We start from the raw sequence: 17,399 nt of genomic DNA, 5'->3' as shown, positions 1-17,399 counted from the left end.
ATGAGCAACAACAAGGACCGCGCGATCGTCGTCAAGCGTGCAGCGCCGAAGAAGGGCGGCCACCACGGCGGCGCCTGGAAGCTCGCCTACGCGGACTTCATGACCGCGATGATGGCGTTCTTCCTGCTGATGTGGCTGCTGTCGTCGGCGTCGACGGTGCAGCTGCGCGGCATTGCCGACTACTTCAACCAGCCGCTCAAGATCACGCTGTGGGGCGGCGATCGCAGCGCCGAAGACTCGAGCATCCTCAAGGGCGGCGGACGCGACATCTCGTCGCAGGATCAGGGCGTCACGCGCCGCACCGACGGCGCGAGCGAGCGCTCGCAGCGCGAGCAGTCGAAGCACAACGACGACGACGCGTCGAAGCAGCTCGAAGGCTCGCTCGAACGCAAGGAGCAGGTGCGCCTGCACGACCTGCAGGTGAAGCTGATGGCGGCGATCGAGGCGAACCCGGTGCTGCGCCAGTTCAAGCAGCAGATCCGCATCGACTCCACGCTGCAGGGGCTGCGCATCGAGATCGTCGACTCGCAGAAGCGCCCGATGTTCGCCACGGCGCGCGACGTGGTCGAGCCGTACATGCGCGACATCCTGCAGGCGATCGGGAAGACGCTGAACGACGTGCCCAACCGCATCGTCGTGCAGGGCCACACCGATGCCGTGCCCTACGCGGGCGGCGACAAAGGCTATAGCAACTGGGAGCTTTCCGCCGACCGCGCGAACGCCTCGCGCCGCGAGCTGATCGCGGGCGGCATGGACGAGTCGAAGGTGATGCGCGTGCTCGGTCTCGCTTCGACGCAGAACCTGAACAAGGCCGACCCGCTCGATCCGGAGAACCGCCGCATCAGCATCATCGTGTTGAACAGGAAGTCCGAAGACGCGCTCATGCACGACGACTCGACCACGACCACGCTCTCCGACGACGCGGCAGGGTCGGGCAAGAGCCTGCCCGTGCTCGCGCCGGAGGCCATGCCGGGCAAGATGGCGCCGGTGGCGATCGCGCCGAACGTGGCGCCGAAGGTGGTACCGGCAGCGGCGGCGTTGGCCCCCATGCAGCCGGCGGCAGCAGCGCAATGACAACGAGGAACGGATGATCAGACACATTCTGGCGATCGACGATTCGGTGTCCATGCGGGAGATCCTGCGTGCGGCGCTCGGTGCGGCCGGCTACGAGGTGACGGTGGCGAGCGATGGCGACGAAGGGCTCGAGCACGCGCTCGCCCAGCGCTTCGATCTCGTGCTCACCGACCTGTACATGCCGCGCATGGGAGGACTCGACCTGATCAAGCAGTTACGGGCGAATCCTTCGTACCACGAAACGCCGATCCTCGTGCTGACCACGGAATCGGACGAAGGCTTCAAGGCAGCCGTGCGCGACGCAGGCGCGACCGGCTGGATCGAAAAACCGGTGGACCCCGAGCTGCTCGTCGATCTGGCGAGCGCGCTCGGCGAGGCCCGCCCTTGAGGTGCGGCGCAGCGGCAAAGCATCCCCCCAGGCATTTAACGCGGTGAAAGAGCAATGACTCTCGACATCACTCAGTTCTATCAGACGTTTTTCGACGAGGCGGACGAACTCCTCGCGCAGATGGAGCAACTGCTCCTGAACCTGAACGTCGGCCGCCCCGATCCCGAGGATCTGGCGGCGATCTTCCGCGCGGCGCACTCCATCAAGGGCGGCGCGGCGACGTTCGGCTTCACGGCCTTGACCGAGACGACCCACATCCTCGAGTCGCTGCTCGATCGCGCGCGCAACAATGAACTCGTGCTGCGCAAGGACATGATCGACACGTTCCTCGAAACCAAGGACGTGCTCTCGGACCAGCTCGGCGCCTACCGCGCGAGCGAGGAACCCGACGCCGCTGCGGCGGCCGCCGTACGCGCGAAGCTCGAGCACCTCTATGCGGAAAGCCGCGGCCTGCCGCCGCCGGCTCCTGCCCCCGCACCGGCGCCAACGCCGGCACCGGCTCCCGCACTCGACTCGGAAGCGGATCTCGAAGCCGCCTTCGAAGCGCATAGCACGGTCGCGGGCGCGGCGGGCGCGCCCGAGCACGTCGTGAGCGAGGCCATCGATGCGGCAGGCACCCCCGCGCCGTCGAACGCCGAAGCCGGCAGCGAAGGTCCGCACCTGCGCGTCACGCTGCGCGCCGTCGATGCGAAGGACCAGGAACTGCTCGTCGAGGAGCTCGGCAACCTTGGCCGCATTCTCGGCCAGGTGAAGACCGGCGACGACCTCACGCTGTGGCTCGAAACCGACGTGAGCGCCGACGACATCATCGCCGTGTGCTGCTTCGTGATCGACGAGAAGCAGATCTCGATCGGCCGCGGCGCGGCACCCCGAGGCGACGCGCAACCGGCAGCGCCAGCCGCCGCGCCGGCACCGGCCGCACCGCCGGCAGCACCGGCCGCAGAGGCAGCACCGGCCGCCGCCGCGCCTGCGCCGGTCGCCAGCGCACCCGCGGCCGTTCCGGCCGCGCCGTCTGCGCCGCACGCGGAACACGAAACGCCGCGCGCTCCCGCGCAAGCCGAAGGCGAGCGCAAGGCGCGTCCGGGCGCCGCCGCCGCATCGGCGGAAGGCAGCTCGATTCGCGTGGGCGTCGAAAAGGTCGACCAGCTCATCAACCTCGTGGGCGAACTCGTGATCACCCAGGCGATGCTCGCGGAGACCACGAGCACGTTCGACCCGGCGCTCCACGACCGCCTCTACAACGGCATGGCGCAGCTCGAGCGCAACGCGCGCGACCTGCAGGAAGCGGTGATGTCGATCCGCATGATGCCGATGGACTACGTCTTCAGCCGCTTCCCGCGCCTCGTGCGCGATCTCGCGGCGAAGCTCGGAAAGCAGGTCGAGCTTGTCACCTTCGGTCAGGCGACCGAACTCGACAAGAGCCTGATCGAGCGCATCATCGACCCGCTCACCCACCTCGTGCGCAACTCGCTCGACCACGGCATCGAAACCGTGGAAGCGCGCCGTGCCGCGGGCAAGGACAGCACGGGCCAGCTCGTGCTCTCCGCCGCGCACCACGGCGGCAACATCGTGATCGAAGTGAGCGACGACGGCGCGGGCCTGCGCCGCGACAAGATTCTCGCCAAGGCGATCAAGCAGGGCATGCAGGTCAGCGAGTCCATGTCCGACGACGAGGTCTGGAACCTCATCTTCCTGCCGGGCTTCTCGACCGCCGAGCAGGTGACCGACGTGTCGGGCCGTGGCGTCGGCATGGACGTCGTGAAGCGCAACATCCAGTCGATGGGCGGCCACGTCGAGATCACCTCGCACGCGGGCAAGGGCAGCACCACGCGCATCGTCCTGCCGCTCACGCTGGCGATTCTCGACGGCATGTCGGTGAAGGTCGGCGAGGAAATCTTCATCCTGCCGCTGAACTTCGTGATGGAGTCGCTGCAGCCCCGCCACGAAGATATCTACACGGTCACCAACGGCGACCGCGTGGTGCGCGTGCGCGGCGAATATCTGCCGCTCGTGGCGCTGCACAAGGTGTTCAACGTGGAAGGCGCGCGCACGGACCCGACCCAGGGGATCGTCACGATCATGGAAACCGAGGGACGGCGCTTCGCCATGCTGATCGACGAGCTGGTCGGCCAGCAGCAGGTCGTGGTGAAGAACCTCGAAACGAACTACCGCAAGGTGCACGGCATTTCGGCGGCGACCATTCTCGGCGACGGCAGCGTCGCGCTGATCGTCGACGTGGCCGCGCTCAATCGCGAGACGCGCGCGACGCACGGCGTGAGCGCCAGCGCAAATTCGGGTGCGTTCGCCGAATTCGCGTGATCGAAGTGAAGTCCGGACGCACTCAATCAACCAACTCCCAACCGTTCAGGGGCTAACGTGGCAGAAGTCCAATCGATTCAAGGCGGCGGCGCGCAGGGCGCGGTGCTTGCCGGCGCGCAACGCCGCGACGCGCAGCAGGCCGAGGCAGGCGGTCAGGAATTCCTCGTCTTCACCCTCGGCGCGGAAGAGTACGGCATCGACATCCTCAAGGTGCAGGAAATCCGCGGCTACGACAGCGTGACGCGCATCGCGAACGCGCCCGACTTCATCAAGGGCGTGATCAACTTGCGCGGCATCATCGTGCCGATCGTCGATATGCGCATCAAGTTCCATCTGGGCCGTGTCGAGTACGACCACCAGACGGTCGTCATCATCCTGAACGTCGCGCATCGCGTGGTCGGCATGGTGGTGGACGGCGTCTCGGACGTGCTCACGCTGCAGATGGAGCAGATCATGCCCGCGCCCGAGTTCGGCGCGACGCTCACGACCGAGTACCTCACGGGACTCGGCACCGTGGAAGGCCGCATGCTGATCCTGATGGACATCGAAAAACTGATGACGAGCCGCGAAATGGCTCTGATCGAGGCGCTGGTCTGACGCGCCGAGAGTAAAACCGGGGGGCCGCGAGGCCAGCGTGAGAGAGAGCGGAAAAGCCGCCGCCGAAGAGCGGCAAGCCGCCTTCCTGTTCGCTCGCCCCTTCGCGCGAGGCTCGAGGTGTCGCTGCGCCTGGCCGCGCCTCGCCGAATAGTCCGCCCCGTTTCGCACAGGACAGGAGCAAACGAGATGCTGCAAAGATGGTCGATCCGCACGACGCTCACGGGCGTCGGGGTCATTCTGGTTGCGCTGACCGTGCTGGTCGGCGGGCTCGGGCTCGTCGCGCTCGGCCGCGCGAGCGATGCGTTCGGCGAGATCGTGCGAGGTGATCTCGTCGCGATGCACGCGCTCAACGATGCGTCGGCGTATCTGCTGCGCACGCGCCTCGCGATCGATCGCGCCAGCGCGCTCACGGCCGCAGGCCAGGCCGACGACGCGAAGAAGGTGCTCGATCGCGCGCAGGAACTGCTCGGCAAGTCCAACGAAGCATGGCAGGCCTTCCAGGGCGCGCCCAAGGGCGGTCTCGACGCCGCCGCGCTCGACGCGCTCGCGGCCAAACGCGCCGGGCTCATGCAGGACGGCGTGCAGCCCGAATTCGCGGCCCTTCGCGCAAACGATCAAGCGGCCTATCACGCGATCGCCGACGCGAAGATCAGCCCGATGTTCGTCGACTACGACAACGTCGCCGGGCCGCTCGCGCAGGCTTTGCAGGACGGCGCACAGGCCCGCGAAGTGGGCGCGCGCGAGAAGATCGCCACGATGCGCATTGCGATCGGCGTGGTGATCGCGATCGCGCTCGTGCTCGTGGTGGCGATCCGCCTCGCGATGCGAGGCCTCATCGTGCAGCCGCTCGAGGACGCTGTCTCGTGCTTCGAACGCATTGCACACGGCGACCTCTCGCAGCCGGTCGTGGTGTACAGCGACAACGAAATCGGGCGTCTGTTCGGCAGCATCAAGCGCATGCAGGAGAGCCTCGTCACGCTGGTGAGCGCGGTGAACACGGGCGCGAGTTCGATCGACGTGGGCGCACGCGAGATCGCGATGGGCAACACCGACCTCTCGCAGCGCACCGAGCAGCAGGCCGCGTCGCTGCAGGAAACGGCGTCGAGCATGGAGCAGCTCACCGGCACCGTGCGCCAGAACGCCGAGAACGCGCGCCAGGCGAGCCAGCTCGCCGTGAACGCCTCGGACATCGCGACGCGCGGCGGCGAGGTGGTCGGCGAAGTCGTGAACACGATGCAGGACATCGCCGTGAGTTCGGCGAAGGTCGTGGACATCATCAGCGTGATCGAAGGCATCGCGTTCCAGACCAACATCCTTGCGCTCAACGCGGCCGTGGAAGCGGCGCGCGCGGGCGAGCAGGGGCGCGGCTTCGCGGTCGTGGCGGGCGAAGTGCGCAGCCTCGCGCAGCGCAGCGCGAGCGCGGCGAAGGAGATCAAGGAACTCATCAACGACTCGGCCGCGAAGGTGCAAAGCGGCTCGCAACTCGTGGGCCGCGCCGGCTCGACGATGGAAGAGATCCTTCAGGCCGTGCGGCGCGTGACCGACATCATGGGTGAGATCAGCGCCGCGTCCGAGGAGCAGTCGGGTGGCATCGAGCAGGTCAACCGCGCGGTCACGCAGATGGATACGGTCACGCAGCAGAACGCCGCGCTCGTCGAGCAGGCGGCCGCAGCCGCAGCGTCGCTCGAGGAGCAGACGCGCCAGTTGCAAAGCGTGCTCGGCACGTGGCGCACGGGCGGCGCGAGTTTCGGCGCCGCAGTCAGCCCTGCTGTTAGCCCTGCAGTCAGCCCTGCTGTGAGCCCGGCTCGCGTGACGCCGGCGAGCGCCCCTGCGGCCGTGGCGGGCACTGCGAAGCGCAGCGCGCAGTCGCCGGCTTCGGCTTCGGCAGTGGCGAAGCCCACGGCGGCGGCAGCGACTTCGGCATCGGCAGACACCGCGGCACCGGCAGCAAAACCCGCGTCGAAGCCCGCAGCGCAAACCGCAGCAAAGTTCGCGGCCAAACCGGCGGCGGCGCGTACCGAGACGCACGTGAGCGCGGCATCCACCTCGGACGATTCGGACTGGGAAACGTTCTGATCGAACGCGGCACGGAAAGTAGTGAAGCACTGAACACGACGAGCAACTGCAATGCACATGAGCGCTACACAACGGCATGACCTGCCGCGCGAGGCCCCCGGGGCCGCGCGCGTTGCGCGGGCCGCCCATGCGCCGCACGCATTGCAACCGGGCAGGCGCGTGGCGCAGCAGTCGTGCGCAACACGCATGGCCTATGCAGCGGGCAGCGCGCAATGCGAAGGAGCATCAGCTTGAAAGCGCTGCGAAATACGCGCCACGACGTCGACGAACCGGCGCGCGGTGCGGGCGGGGAGAGCAACCGCGATTTCGACTTCACCTCGGCGGACTTCGAGCGCATTCGCGCGCTCATTCACCGCCGCGCGGGCATCTCGCTCTCGGACCACAAGCGCGACATGGCGTACAGCCGCCTCGCGCGGCGACTGCGTGCGCTCGGTCTCGATAGTTTTCGCGAATATCTCGACCAGCTCGAAGCCCGCAACGATGCAACCGAGTGGGAGGCGTTCACGAACGCGCTCACCACGAACCTCACGGCGTTTTTCCGCGAGGCGCATCACTTCCCGATCCTCGCGGATTTCGTGAAACGCCGGGCGGGGGTGGCGGGTGCGCAGCCGGTTTCGGTCTGGTGCTCGGCCGCTTCGACGGGCGAGGAACCGTACTCGATTGCGATGACGCTCGTCGAAGCGCTCGGCGATCGCGCGGCCCGCGAGGCGCGCGTGCTCGCCACCGACCTCGACACCCAGGTGCTCGCCAAGGCCGATGCGGGCGTGTACGCGTTCGATCAGGTGAAGCACCTGTCGCCGGAGCGTCTGAAGCGCTTCTTCTTCAAGGGCACGGGCTCGCACTCGGGGCTCGTGAAGGTGCGCCCGGAGCTGCGCGCGATGATCAAGTTCGAGCAGCTCAATCTCACCGATGCGGACTACGGCTTGCGTACGACGTTCGACGCGATCTTCTGCCGCAACGTGATGATCTACTTCGACAAGCCGACCCAGGCACAGGTCCTCGCGCGCTTCGAGCCGCTCATGAAGCCGGACGGCCTGCTCTTCGCCGGTCACTCGGAGAACTTCACCTACGTCACGCAGGCCTTCCGTCTGCGCGGCCAGACCGTGTACGAACTGACGCGCGGCCGCAGCGACGCCGCAGGCGCCGCGCCCCGCCGTGCGAGCGACGCGCTCGGAGTGCCCGCATGAGCGCCAGCCTCCCGATTGCGTCGAACCGGTATTTCGATTCGCATTTCCAGCGCCCCGGCGTGAAGCTCCTGCCCAACGAGTTCTACACGACGGGCGAGGACATGGTGCTCGTCACCGTGCTCGGCTCGTGCGTGGCGGCGTGCATCCAGGATCGCACGGCCGGCATCGGCGGCATGAACCACTTCATGCTGCCCGACGACGGCGCAGATTCGGCCCATGCGCTGACCGCCGCCTCCGACTCGATGCGCTACGGCGCGTACGCGATGGAAGTGCTCATCAACGAGCTCATCAAGGCCGGCGGCCGCCGCGAGCGCTTCGAGGCCAAGGTGTTCGGCGGTGCGGCCGTGCTGGCGGGCATGACGACGATGAACATCGGCGATCGCAACGCCGCGTTCGTGCGCCGCTATCTCGCGACCGAGAACATCCGCATCGTGGCCGAGGATCTGCAAGGCTCGCATCCGCGCAAGGTCGCGTTCCTGCCGCGCACGGGCCAGGTCATGGTGAAGAAGCTGCGCCTTTCGCAGGACGCGAGCGTGGCCGAGCGCGAGCAGCAGCTCGCCGCCCAGACCGCCGAGGCGCGCGCCGAGCGGCTCGCGCGGGCGCGCGCGCGCGTGGAGCTGTTCGGGCTCGGCAGCGCCGGGCGCGCGGGGCCGGGCGCCACCACTGCGAATCATGCGGCCCAGGCAGCGCAGGCAACGCTCGCCACCCAGATTTCCCAATCCCAGCCGCAGCCCGGGCGTCCTCGCATCGAGCTGTTTGGCTCGGGCGTGACGTCGGCGCTGCGCGCATCCGGTCAAGACAACGCCAGGACAGTAGAGGAGGCGTGAACGCTGTGCAAAAAATCAAGGTTCTCTGCGTCGATGACTCGGCGCTGATCCGCAGTCTGATGACGGAAATCATCAACTCGCAGCCCGACATGACGGTCGTCGCGACCGCGCCGGATCCGCTCGTCGCGCGCGAGCTGATCAAGCAGCACAACCCCGACGTGCTCACGCTCGACGTGGAAATGCCGCGCATGGACGGCCTCGACTTCCTCGAGAAGTTGATGCGCCTGCGGCCCATGCCGGTCGTGATGGTGTCGTCGCTCACGGAGCGCGGCAACGAAATCACGCTGCGCGCGCTGGAACTGGGCGCGGTCGACTTCGTGACGAAGCCGAAGGTCGGCATTCGCGACGGCATGCTCGAATACTCGGAAAAGCTCGCCGACAAGGTGCGCGCCGCCTCGCGCGCCCGCGTGCGCGCGCATCATGCGGCCCCCGCAGCGCCGGGCGGCGCAGCGCACGCCCAGGCCGCCGCGGGCCACGCGGCGCATGGGACGCAAGCGGCAAGCCCCGCGCCGATGATCAACAATCCGCTCGTTTCGACGGAAAAACTCGTGATCGTCGGGGCATCGACGGGCGGCACCGAGGCGATCCGCGAAGTGCTCCAGCCGCTGCCGCCCGACGCGCCAGCGGTGCTGATCGCGCAGCATATGCCGCCGGGTTTCACGAAGTCGTTCGCGCAGCGCCTGAACGGGCTGTGCCGCATCACCGTCAAGGAAGCGGAGCACGGCGAGCGCGTGCTGCCCGGCCACGCCTACATCGCGCCGGGCCACGCGCATCTCTTGCTGGCGCGCAGCGGGGCGAACTACATCGCGCATCTCTCCGACGACCCGCCGGTCAACCGGCATCGTCCGTCGGTCGACGTGCTGTTCCGCTCGGCGGCGCAGAACGCGGGCAAGAACGCCATCGGCGTGATTCTCACGGGCATGGGCCGCGACGGTGCGGCCGGGCTGCTCGAAATGCGTCAGGCCGGTGCGTACACGCTCGCGCAGGACGAGGCGAGCTGCATCGTGTTCGGCATGCCGCGCGAAGCCATTGCGATGGGCGGCGCCGACGAGATCGCCTCGCTCTCCGACATGAGCCGGCGCGTGATGACCCGTCTCGCCTCGATGGGCGACCGGGTCCAGCGCGTCTGATGAATAACCAGTATCGAGAGATCGTGTGGGCCGCAAACGCTTGCCCGATTGATCGCGATTAATTTATCTGGATAGGCGCTTCGCTTCTCTGGATAATTGCCCGGGTTTTCGCCTGGAGGAATGGAAGATGATGGATAAGGGAATGAAGATTCTGGTGGTGGACGACTTTCCGACGATGCGCCGGATCGTCCGCAACCTGCTCAAGGAACTGGGCTATTCGAACGTCGACGAAGCCGAAGACGGCGCAGCGGGCCTCGCGCGCCTGCGCGGCGGCAACTACGAGTTCGTGATCTCCGACTGGAACATGCCGAACCTGGACGGTCTCGCCATGCTCAAGGAGATCCGCGCCGATGCCAACCTCTCGCATCTGCCCGTGCTGATGGTGACGGCGGAATCGAAGAAGGAGAACATCATCGCGGCGGCGCAGGCGGGCGCGAGCGGCTACGTGGTGAAGCCGTTCACGGCCGCGACGCTCGACGAGAAGCTCAACAAGATTCTCGAGAAGATGGCCAAGACGGGGAGCTGACGTGAACGAGCCCATCAGTGCGCCGTTCGGCGAGTGGCCGGAAGGCGAGAGCGCCGAGCCGCTGGCGCCGCCGCCCCTGTTCGATACGGCGGCGCCCGCCGCCGGCGAGGCGGGCGAACTGGCAACGGACCGCATCCTCGCGCGCATCGGCCATCTGACGCGCAGCCTGCGCGATTCGATGCGCGAGCTCGGTCTCGACAAGCACGTCGAGCGCGCCGCCGAGGCGGTGCCCGACGCGCGCGACCGGCTGCGCTATGTCGCGAACATGACCGAGCAGGCCGCCGAGCGCGTGCTGACGTCGATCGACATCGCCAAGCCGCTGCAGGAAACGCTGGAGCGCGATGCGAAGGTGCTGTCGAGCCGCTGGTCGACGTGGTACGACGCGCCGATCGGCCGCGAGGAAGTGCGCCAGCTGATGGACGACACACGCGCCTTTCTGGACGGTGTGCCGCAGGCCACCGCGGCGACCAGCCAGCAGCTGCTCGAGATCATGCTGGCTCAGGACTTCCAGGACCTGACGGGCCAGGTGATCAAGAAGATCATGGACGTGGTCTATCTGATCGAGCAGCAACTGCTCACCGTGCTCGTCGAGAACATTGCGCCGGAGCGGCGCGAGCAGTTCGCGGCAACGGCGGCGGCGCTCGCGGAAACCCAGAGCAGCACCGGCAGCCCCGAGGGCCTGCTCAATGGCCCGCAGATCAATCCCGAAGGCAAGACCGACGTCGTGCAGGACCAGGCGCAGGTCGACGACCTGCTCGCAAGTCTCGGTTTCTGACAGGGGATGGTGCGCTAGCCGTCAGGCGAATCTGCATCTCGTAGGCCAAGGCGGGCATACTACTGCTTGTGTCTTCGTGCCCAGCGGCGGCGAACGCCGCGCCGGTGCAACGAAGCGTAGCCAGACATTGCCCGTTGCGCTGCTGTGCGCCACCGCGACTTTCGTGCGCGGCCTCACAGCGCAATGGCGCAAAGTGCCATTGCGAGAGGAGGGGCCGCCTTGTATCCGTACGCATCGCTCTGTGGCAAATCCGCCCACCGCGCCTCGCCGGGCCGCGCGCCCGGCGCAGCGCTCCGGTGTTCGCTTCATGCTTCGCTCCTTTGCGCCCTGTTTTGTGCGTCGCTCCTCCCGCCGCCCGCTAGCGCCGCACTAGGCGGCGCGCCCATGCCCACGCCGGCCGGCGCGAGCGTCAGCACGCTCAGCGCGGCCTCGGCCGCGGCGGCGACGGGTAACGCTTCGACCGTTGCGCGCGCAGCGGTGCAAAACGCGGCTTCGGGTGCCTCAGCGACGCCCGCTTACACCGTTCAGCAGACCACGCTCGCCAACGGCACCGTCGTGCGCGAGTACCTCTCGCAAGCCGGCACCGTGTTCGGCGTTGCCTGGATGGGCCCGCAGCCGCCCAACCTCGCCACGCTGCTCGGCGGCTACTTTCCGCAATACGTGTCCGGCGTGAAGGCGAGCCATGCCGCCGGGCTCGTGCGCGGGCCCGGCGTGGTCGAGAGCCCGGGCCTCGTGGTGCGCTCGGGCGGCCACATGGGTCACTTCTCCGGGCAGGCATGGCTGCCGCAGGCGCTGCCTGCGGGCGTCAGCGCCGAAGACATCCAGTGACGAACGGAGGCCGACCGTGCTGACTTCACGAAACCCGCGCGCCGCCTGCCGGCTGCGCCCTTTCCGGTTCCTTTCGCTTGCGGCAGTGATATCGCTCATTTCGCTCATCGCCGCGTGCGGAGGCGGGGGGGGCGGCGGCAACAGCAGCGGCTCGAGCGGCAGCAACAGCAGCAGCTCGGCGTCGCCCAGTCCCACGCAGCAGCCTGTCGCGGCGAACGCTCCGAACACGGTGAGCGTCACCGTGGACCGGGGCTTGACCGGCACGCTGCCGAACATTCCTACCGTGAGCGTGAAGGTTTGCGTGACCGGCACTTGCCAGACCGTCGACCATGTGCAGGTGGATACCGCGTCGTTCGGGCTGCGCCTGCTCGCCTCGGCGCTGCCCTCGGCGTTCCTGCAAGCGCTGCCCCCGGTCAAGGCGAACAACGGCGGCAATCTCGCCGAATGCGCGGCCTTCGCGGACGGCTACACATGGGGCAGCGTCCGCTCCGCCGACGTCAATATCGGCGGCGAGACCGCGCCCAGTATCCCGATCCAGGTGATCGGCGACCTCACAACTACGGTGCCGCAGGCCTGCACGGGCTTCGGCGTTGCACAGGACACAGTCGCGCAACTGGGCGCGAACGGCATTCTCGGCATTGGTGTCGCGCCCTATGACACCACAAGTGACTATTACTCCTGCCCCGGCGACACCAACTGCAGCGCGACATCGGTCACGCAATCGTCCCAGCTCGTCACCAACCCCGTGCGGAAGTTCACCACCGACAACAACGGCGTGATCCTCGAGATGGCGCCCGTCTCGGACAGCGGCGCGCCCAGCGCCACGGGCACGCTCGTATTCGGCATCGGCACGCAGTCGAACAACGCGATGAACGCTGGGCAACGCTTCGCTACAGATTCGTTCGGCAGGCTCAGCGGCACGTTGAACGGCCGCACGCTCGATACCTTCCTCGACTCGGGCTCGAACGCGATCTTTTTCGTCGACAGCAGCCTCCCGCAGTGCGGCGGCAATCTCGGCTCGTTCTACTGCCCGTCGGCCACGCAGTCCTTCACGGCGACGCTCACCCCGTATGGCGGCGGCGCCTCGGGCACCGCGGTCTTCAATGTCGCGAACGCGAGCGCGTTGCTCGGCGGCGGTTCGAACTACGCGGCGAACGACCTGGCCGGTCAGTTCGGGTCGTCGGCGAGCCTCGATCTCGGGCTCTCGTTCTTCTATGGCCGCTACGTCTACTACGGCATGGACCAGACCGGGAGCGGCGGCAAGCCGCCGTACGTCGCGTTCTGAGGCACTGGGCGGGCTGGCGCGGCGCCGATGCATCGCCGCGTCGGCCGTGCCCGTATGAGCGGGCGATTTCGCCCGCTCGCCAACGCCGAAGGACGTCCCGGCGCACCGCGCGCCAGCGTCCGCAACTGATGGCGCCCCGTTTCCATCGCCCGAAATACCCTGGTTTCCCCGCCTTACTCCGTCGATCGGTGCTTGCCTGCGGCGGCAATAATCGCTGTCACTGAAAAAGGGCGCGCGCCAGCCGCGCAGCCGCGACGAGCGGCGCGCGCCCGCGACCGGAGCATGCGTGGCTGAGGACAGCGACCTCGAGAAAACCGAATCCGCCACTCCCAAGCGCCTCGAAAAGGCGCGGGAGGAGGGGCAGGTTCCGCGTTCCCGGGAGCTGGCGACATTCGCGCTGCTCTCGGCGGGCTTCTATGGCGTATGGATGCTCTCCGGCACGATCGGCGAGCACATGCAGGCCATGATGCGCGGCGCGTTCACGTTCAATCATGCGAGCGCGTTCGAAACGCGCCGCATGCTCATCGGCGCCGGCGTGGCCGCGCGCGAGGGTTTGATGGCCCTCCTGCCGGTGCTCGCGCTCACCGGGCTCGCCGCGCTCCTCGCGCCCATGGCGCTTGGCGGCTGGCTCATCTCCACGAAGTCGCTCGAGCCGAACTTCGGCCGCCTCAATCCCATGTCGGGGCTCGGGCGGATCTTCTCCGTGAACGGGCCGATCCAGCTCGGCATGTCGCTCGCGAAGACGCTCGTGGTGGGAGTGATCGGCGGCTGGGCGCTGTGGAGCCGGCGCGACGAGATCCTCGGGCTCGGCATGCAGCCCGCACCGCGCGCCTTCGCCGACGCCACGCATCTGGTCGCGGTGTGCTGCGGCATGACGGTCGCGGGCATGTTCGTGGTGGCCGCGCTCGATGTGCCGTACCAGCTCTGGTCGTACTACCGCAAGCTGCGCATGACGAAGGAAGAGGTCAAGCGCGAGCACCGCGAAAACGAAGGCGATCCGCACGTGAAGGGACGCATTCGTCAGCAGCAGCGCGCCGTCGCGCGCCGCCGCATGATGACCCAGGTGCCCAAGGCCGACGTGGTCGTGACCAACCCGACGCACTTCGCCGTCGCGCTCAAGTACGCCGATGGCGAGATGGGCGCACCCAAGGTCGTGGCGAAGGGGGTGAACCTCGTCGCCGCGCGCATCCGCGAGATCGCCGCCGAGCACAACGTGCCGCTGCTCGAAGCGCCGCCGCTCGCTCGCGCGCTCTATTACAACGTCGACCTCAACCGAGAAATTCCCGGGCCGCTCTACGGCGCGGTCGCGCAGGTGCTCGCGTGGGTCTATCAGCTCAAGCGCTTCCGCGAGCATGGCGGCGACGTGCCGATGGCTCCGACCGACCTCGAAGTGCCGCCCGAGATGGACAAGGGCGCAATGAGCGACGACGCCGCCGCGGAGGAAGCCGACGACGCCCTCACGCCCGAGGAGCGCGCTGCCGCCGGGCAGTCATCCGCTCAGTCATCCGCGCAGGCAGCTGCGCAGTCATCCGCTCAGGCGGCCAACCGCACGAACGCCGCGAACGCCGCAGACGCCGCGAACGCAGGCAACGCATCGAACACCGCCGGCCGCGCCGATGGAGCCGCCAACCCGGGCACCAGGCGCGCAGGCACTGAAGGAGCAACAGAATGAACGCCCGCACCGGTTTTCTCGCGCGGCGCCCGGAGATGCTGCAAGGCACGAATCTGCGCGCGCTGGCGGGACCGATCCTGATCTGCATGATCCTCGGCATGATGATCCTGCCGTTGCCGCCGTTCCTGCTGGATCTGCTGTTCACGTTCAACATCGCGCTTTCGGTGATGGTGCTGCTCGTCAGCATGTACACCATGAAGCCGCTCGACTTCGCGGCCTTCCCGAGCGTGCTGCTGTTCTCCACGCTGCTGCGCCTTTCGCTGAACGTCGCCTCCACGCGCGTCGTGCTGCTTGAAGGCCACACTGGCCCCGACGCGGCCGGCAAGGTGATCGAGTCGTTCGGCCACTTCCTCGTGGGCGGCAACTTCGCCGTGGGTATCGTGGTGTTCGTGATCCTCATGGTCATCAACTTCATGGTGATCACGAAGGGCGCGGGCCGCATCGCCGAAGTGGCCGCGCGCTTCACGCTCGACGCGATGCCCGGCAAGCAGATGGCGATCGACGCCGACCTCAACGCCGGCCTCATCAACGAGGAAGCGGCGAGAAAGCGCCGCAGCGAGATTGCCCAGGAAGCCGAGTTCTACGGCTCGATGGACGGTGCGAGCAAGTTCGTGCGTGGCGACGCCATTGCCGGCCTGCTCATCATGGTGATCAACATCGTGGGCGGCCTGATCGTGGGCGTCGTGCAGCACGGCATGCCGATCGGCGCGGCGGGCGAGACCTACACGCTGCTCACCATCGGTGACGGCCTCGTCGCGCAGATTCCGTCGCTCGTCATCTCGACCGCGGCGGGCGTGATCGTCTCGCGCGTGGCGACCAACGAGGACATCGGCACGCAGCTCACCGGGCAGCTCTTCACCAACCCGCGCGTGCTGATGATCACGGGCACGATCATCGGCATCATGGGCCTGATTCCGGGCATGCCGCACTTCGCCTTCTTGCTGCTGGGCGCCGGCGCGATCCAGCTCGGCCGCGTGATGAAGAAGAACGCCGAAGCGAAGAATGCGAGCGCCGTGATTGCCGACGCCGCGCCGGCCGCGCTCGCGCCGGTCGAAAACGCCGAGGCGACGTGGGACGACGTCGCGCTCATCGACACGCTCGGCCTCGAAGTGGGCTACCGCATCATCCCGCTCGTCGACAAGAACACCGACGGCGAGCTGCTCAAGCGCATCAAGAGCATCCGCAAGAAGTTCGCGCAGGAAATCGGCTTCCTGCCGCCTGTCATCCATATTCGCGACAACCTCGAGCTGCGTCCAAACGCGTACCGCATCGCGCTGAAGGGCGTGGAGGTAGGCACGGGCGAAGCCTATCCGGGCCAGTGGCTCGCGATCAATCCGGGGCAGGTGAGCGCGGTGCTGCCGGGCACGCCGACCACCGACCCGGCGTTCGGGCTGCCCGCCGTGTGGATCGATTCGAACGTGCGCGAGCAGGCGCAGGTGTTCGGCTACACGGTGGTCGATTCGAGCACGGTCGTGGCGACTCACCTGAACCACCTCGTCGTGATGCACGCAGCCGAGCTGCTCGGGCGGCGCGAGGTGCAGGCGCTGCTCGAGCGCGTGCAGAAGGACACGCCTTCGCTCGTGGACGATCTCGTGCCGAAGGTGCTGCCGGTCACGACGCTGCAGAAGGTGTTGCAGAACCTGCTGGAAGAAGGCGTGCCGATTCGCGATATGCGCAGCATCATGGAATCGCTCGCCGAGCAAACGCCGCGCCTGACCGACGCGCACGATCTCACGGCGGCGGTGCGCATCTCGCTGGGCCGCGCGATCACGCAGCAGTGGTTCCCCGGCAACGCCGACATGCAGGTGATGGGCCTCGACGCGAACCTGGAGCGCGTGCTGTCGCAGACGCTGACGTCGGGCCCGAATCCCGGTCTCGAACCGGGCCTCGCGCACACGCTGCTCATGCAGACCGAGCAGGCGATGGGGCGTCAGCAGGCGCTGGGTCTCGCTCCCGTGATGCTGGTGCAGCACGCGCTGCGGCCGATGCTCTCGCGCTTCCTGCGCCGCAGCTTGCCGCAGCTCAAGGTGCTTTCGTACGCCGAAGTGCCGGATACGCGCAATGTGAAGGTGGTGAATGTGATTGGGGCGAACTAGCACGCGCCGCCGTTTGGGTCGGCGGCGCGTGCTTTGCAGGAGTCACAGCGTTTCGAGGAGTTCGAGCGTTTCCGGATGCTTCTCGACCAGCTTGATGAGTACGGCGGCCTGCGCGTTGGGTTTCGCTTTGCCCTGTTCCCAGTTTTGCCAGGTGCGCACGTTGACCCGCAGCCGCCTCGCCATGACGGCCTGCGACGCGTTGACCGACTCGCGAACAGACTTGATTTCTTCCGCGGTGACGTCAATCGGCTCAGGTTCGTCCAGCGTGACCTTGTGCAGCGTGAGTTTGCCCGCACGCTCCGCGGCGAGTTCATCAAAACCCTGCTTGAGGGCATCGAAAAGGCGATCTTTCTTCATTTGCCGGTCCTCTGTTCGACCTCGGTACTGAGCATCGCGCCAAGTGCTTTCGCTTCACGGGGCGTGAGATCGTCCATCTCGTCCTTGCCGTAGATGAAAAACATCCAGAATTGCGCGCCTTCCATCCAGTAGTAGTAGATCACCCGCAGGCCGCCACGCTTTCCTTTCTGGCGGCGCGACTTGACCCGCCACAACATTTACCGTGCATTGCGCAGCGTTTTCGCCCCGCCTCGAAATCCGCTCTACGGGCTTGCCGTAAGAC

General features: G+C 67.4%; 16 protein-coding genes. 14 read left to right on the top strand and 2 right to left on the bottom strand.

Annotation, left to right across the window (positions count from 1 at the left end):
* From motB to flhA, 14 genes are all read left to right on the top strand, one after another.
* Positions 1 to 1,074 (top strand): flagellar motor protein MotB, encoded by a 1,074-nt coding sequence (gene motB, locus VSR34_RS33585; protein WP_342964674.1) that lies wholly within the window; start codon positions 1 to 3, stop codon positions 1,072 to 1,074.
* Between the two features lie 13 nt (positions 1,075 to 1,087).
* Complete coding sequence (locus VSR34_RS33580) at positions 1,088 to 1,462, top strand: response regulator (protein ID WP_028212011.1); 375 nt, start codon at positions 1,088 to 1,090, stop codon at positions 1,460 to 1,462.
* A 54-nt stretch (positions 1,463 to 1,516) separates the two neighbouring features.
* On the top strand, positions 1,517 to 3,781 hold the full coding sequence (cheA, locus tag VSR34_RS33575) for a chemotaxis protein CheA (RefSeq protein WP_342964673.1): 2,265 nt from the start codon (positions 1,517 to 1,519) through the stop codon (positions 3,779 to 3,781).
* 75 nt (positions 3,782 to 3,856) lie between these two features.
* Positions 3,857 to 4,378 (top strand): chemotaxis protein CheW, encoded by a 522-nt coding sequence (gene cheW, locus VSR34_RS33570; RefSeq protein ID WP_174480114.1) that lies wholly within the window; start codon positions 3,857 to 3,859, stop codon positions 4,376 to 4,378.
* 186 nt (positions 4,379 to 4,564) lie between these two features.
* The gene (locus VSR34_RS33565; RefSeq protein ID WP_028212014.1) at positions 4,565 to 6,454 is read left to right on the top strand and encodes a methyl-accepting chemotaxis protein; all 1,890 of its coding nucleotides are present in this window, start codon (positions 4,565 to 4,567) and stop codon (positions 6,452 to 6,454) included.
* A 239-nt stretch (positions 6,455 to 6,693) separates the two neighbouring features.
* The gene (locus VSR34_RS33560) at positions 6,694 to 7,641 is read left to right on the top strand and encodes a CheR family methyltransferase (RefSeq protein WP_238327825.1); all 948 of its coding nucleotides are present in this window, start codon (positions 6,694 to 6,696) and stop codon (positions 7,639 to 7,641) included.
* Positions 7,638 to 8,468, top strand: coding sequence for a chemoreceptor glutamine deamidase CheD (cheD, locus tag VSR34_RS33555; RefSeq protein ID WP_028212016.1), 831 nt, complete (start codon positions 7,638 to 7,640; stop codon positions 8,466 to 8,468). Before VSR34_RS33560 ends, cheD begins: the two co-directional genes overlap by 4 nt.
* Complete coding sequence (locus VSR34_RS33550) at positions 8,465 to 9,598, top strand: chemotaxis response regulator protein-glutamate methylesterase (RefSeq protein ID WP_028212017.1); 1,134 nt, start codon at positions 8,465 to 8,467, stop codon at positions 9,596 to 9,598. The genes cheD and VSR34_RS33550 overlap by 4 nt, the downstream gene beginning before the upstream one ends.
* A 130-nt stretch (positions 9,599 to 9,728) precedes the next feature.
* Positions 9,729 to 10,124 (top strand): chemotaxis response regulator CheY, encoded by a 396-nt coding sequence (gene cheY, locus VSR34_RS33545; RefSeq protein ID WP_028212018.1) that lies wholly within the window; start codon positions 9,729 to 9,731, stop codon positions 10,122 to 10,124.
* 76 nt (positions 10,125 to 10,200) lie between these two features.
* The gene (gene cheZ / locus VSR34_RS33540; protein WP_028212019.1) at positions 10,201 to 10,899 is read left to right on the top strand and encodes a protein phosphatase CheZ; all 699 of its coding nucleotides are present in this window, start codon (positions 10,201 to 10,203) and stop codon (positions 10,897 to 10,899) included.
* Between the two features lie 327 nt (positions 10,900 to 11,226).
* The gene (locus VSR34_RS33535; RefSeq protein WP_042290177.1) at positions 11,227 to 11,727 is read left to right on the top strand and encodes a DUF2844 domain-containing protein; all 501 of its coding nucleotides are present in this window, start codon (positions 11,227 to 11,229) and stop codon (positions 11,725 to 11,727) included.
* 16 nt (positions 11,728 to 11,743) lie between these two features.
* Positions 11,744 to 13,012 carry a DUF3443 domain-containing protein gene (locus VSR34_RS33530; protein WP_028212020.1) on the top strand — a complete coding sequence of 423 codons (1,269 nt, stop codon included), beginning with the start codon at positions 11,744 to 11,746 and terminating at the stop codon, positions 13,010 to 13,012.
* Between the two features lie 286 nt (positions 13,013 to 13,298).
* The gene (gene flhB / locus VSR34_RS33525) at positions 13,299 to 14,684 is read left to right on the top strand and encodes a flagellar biosynthesis protein FlhB (RefSeq protein ID WP_342964672.1); all 1,386 of its coding nucleotides are present in this window, start codon (positions 13,299 to 13,301) and stop codon (positions 14,682 to 14,684) included.
* Positions 14,681 to 16,780, top strand: a complete 2,100-nt coding sequence (gene flhA, locus VSR34_RS33520) for a flagellar biosynthesis protein FlhA (RefSeq protein WP_028212021.1) — start codon at positions 14,681 to 14,683, stop codon at positions 16,778 to 16,780. Before flhB ends, flhA begins: the two co-directional genes overlap by 4 nt.
* A gap of 42 nt (positions 16,781 to 16,822) precedes the next feature.
* Here flhA and VSR34_RS33515 read toward each other — a convergent pair whose 3' ends face one another.
* Both VSR34_RS33515 and VSR34_RS33510 read right to left on the bottom strand, forming a co-directional pair.
* Positions 16,823 to 17,137 carry a transcriptional regulator gene (locus tag VSR34_RS33515; RefSeq protein WP_342964671.1) on the bottom strand — a complete coding sequence of 105 codons (315 nt, stop codon included), beginning with the start codon at positions 17,135 to 17,137 and terminating at the stop codon, positions 16,823 to 16,825.
* Positions 17,134 to 17,334 (bottom strand): hypothetical protein, encoded by a 201-nt coding sequence (locus VSR34_RS33510; protein WP_036019009.1) that lies wholly within the window; start codon positions 17,332 to 17,334, stop codon positions 17,134 to 17,136. The genes VSR34_RS33515 and VSR34_RS33510 overlap by 4 nt, the downstream gene beginning before the upstream one ends.
* Between the last annotated feature and the right edge of the window lie 65 nt (positions 17,335 to 17,399).

Source organism: Paraburkholderia sp. JHI2823 (genome assembly GCF_038900695.1).
GTDB lineage: Bacteria > Pseudomonadota > Gammaproteobacteria > Burkholderiales > Burkholderiaceae > Paraburkholderia > Paraburkholderia mimosarum.
This window is presented reverse-complemented; position numbering and strand designations above follow the sequence as displayed.

Excerpts from the sequence above, each read along its gene's own strand:
- flhA (WP_028212021.1), top strand. The coding sequence starts at position 14,681 with ATGAACGCCCGCACCGGTTTTCTCGCGCGGCGCCCGGAGATGCTGCAA.
- cheY (WP_028212018.1), top strand. The coding sequence starts at position 9,729 with ATGGATAAGGGAATGAAGATTCTGGTGGTGGACGACTTTCCGACGATG.
- VSR34_RS33515 (WP_342964671.1), bottom strand. The coding sequence starts at position 17,137 with ATGAAGAAAGATCGCCTTTTCGATGCCCTCAAGCAGGGTTTTGATGAA.
- motB (WP_342964674.1), top strand. The coding sequence starts at position 1 with ATGAGCAACAACAAGGACCGCGCGATCGTCGTCAAGCGTGCAGCGCCG.
- cheD (WP_028212016.1), top strand. The coding sequence starts at position 7,638 with ATGAGCGCCAGCCTCCCGATTGCGTCGAACCGGTATTTCGATTCGCAT.
- VSR34_RS33580 (WP_028212011.1), top strand. The coding sequence starts at position 1,088 with ATGATCAGACACATTCTGGCGATCGACGATTCGGTGTCCATGCGGGAG.
- VSR34_RS33565 (WP_028212014.1), top strand. The coding sequence starts at position 4,565 with ATGCTGCAAAGATGGTCGATCCGCACGACGCTCACGGGCGTCGGGGTC.
- VSR34_RS33510 (WP_036019009.1), bottom strand. The coding sequence starts at position 17,334 with ATGTTGTGGCGGGTCAAGTCGCGCCGCCAGAAAGGAAAGCGTGGCGGC.
- cheA (WP_342964673.1), top strand. The coding sequence starts at position 1,517 with ATGACTCTCGACATCACTCAGTTCTATCAGACGTTTTTCGACGAGGCG.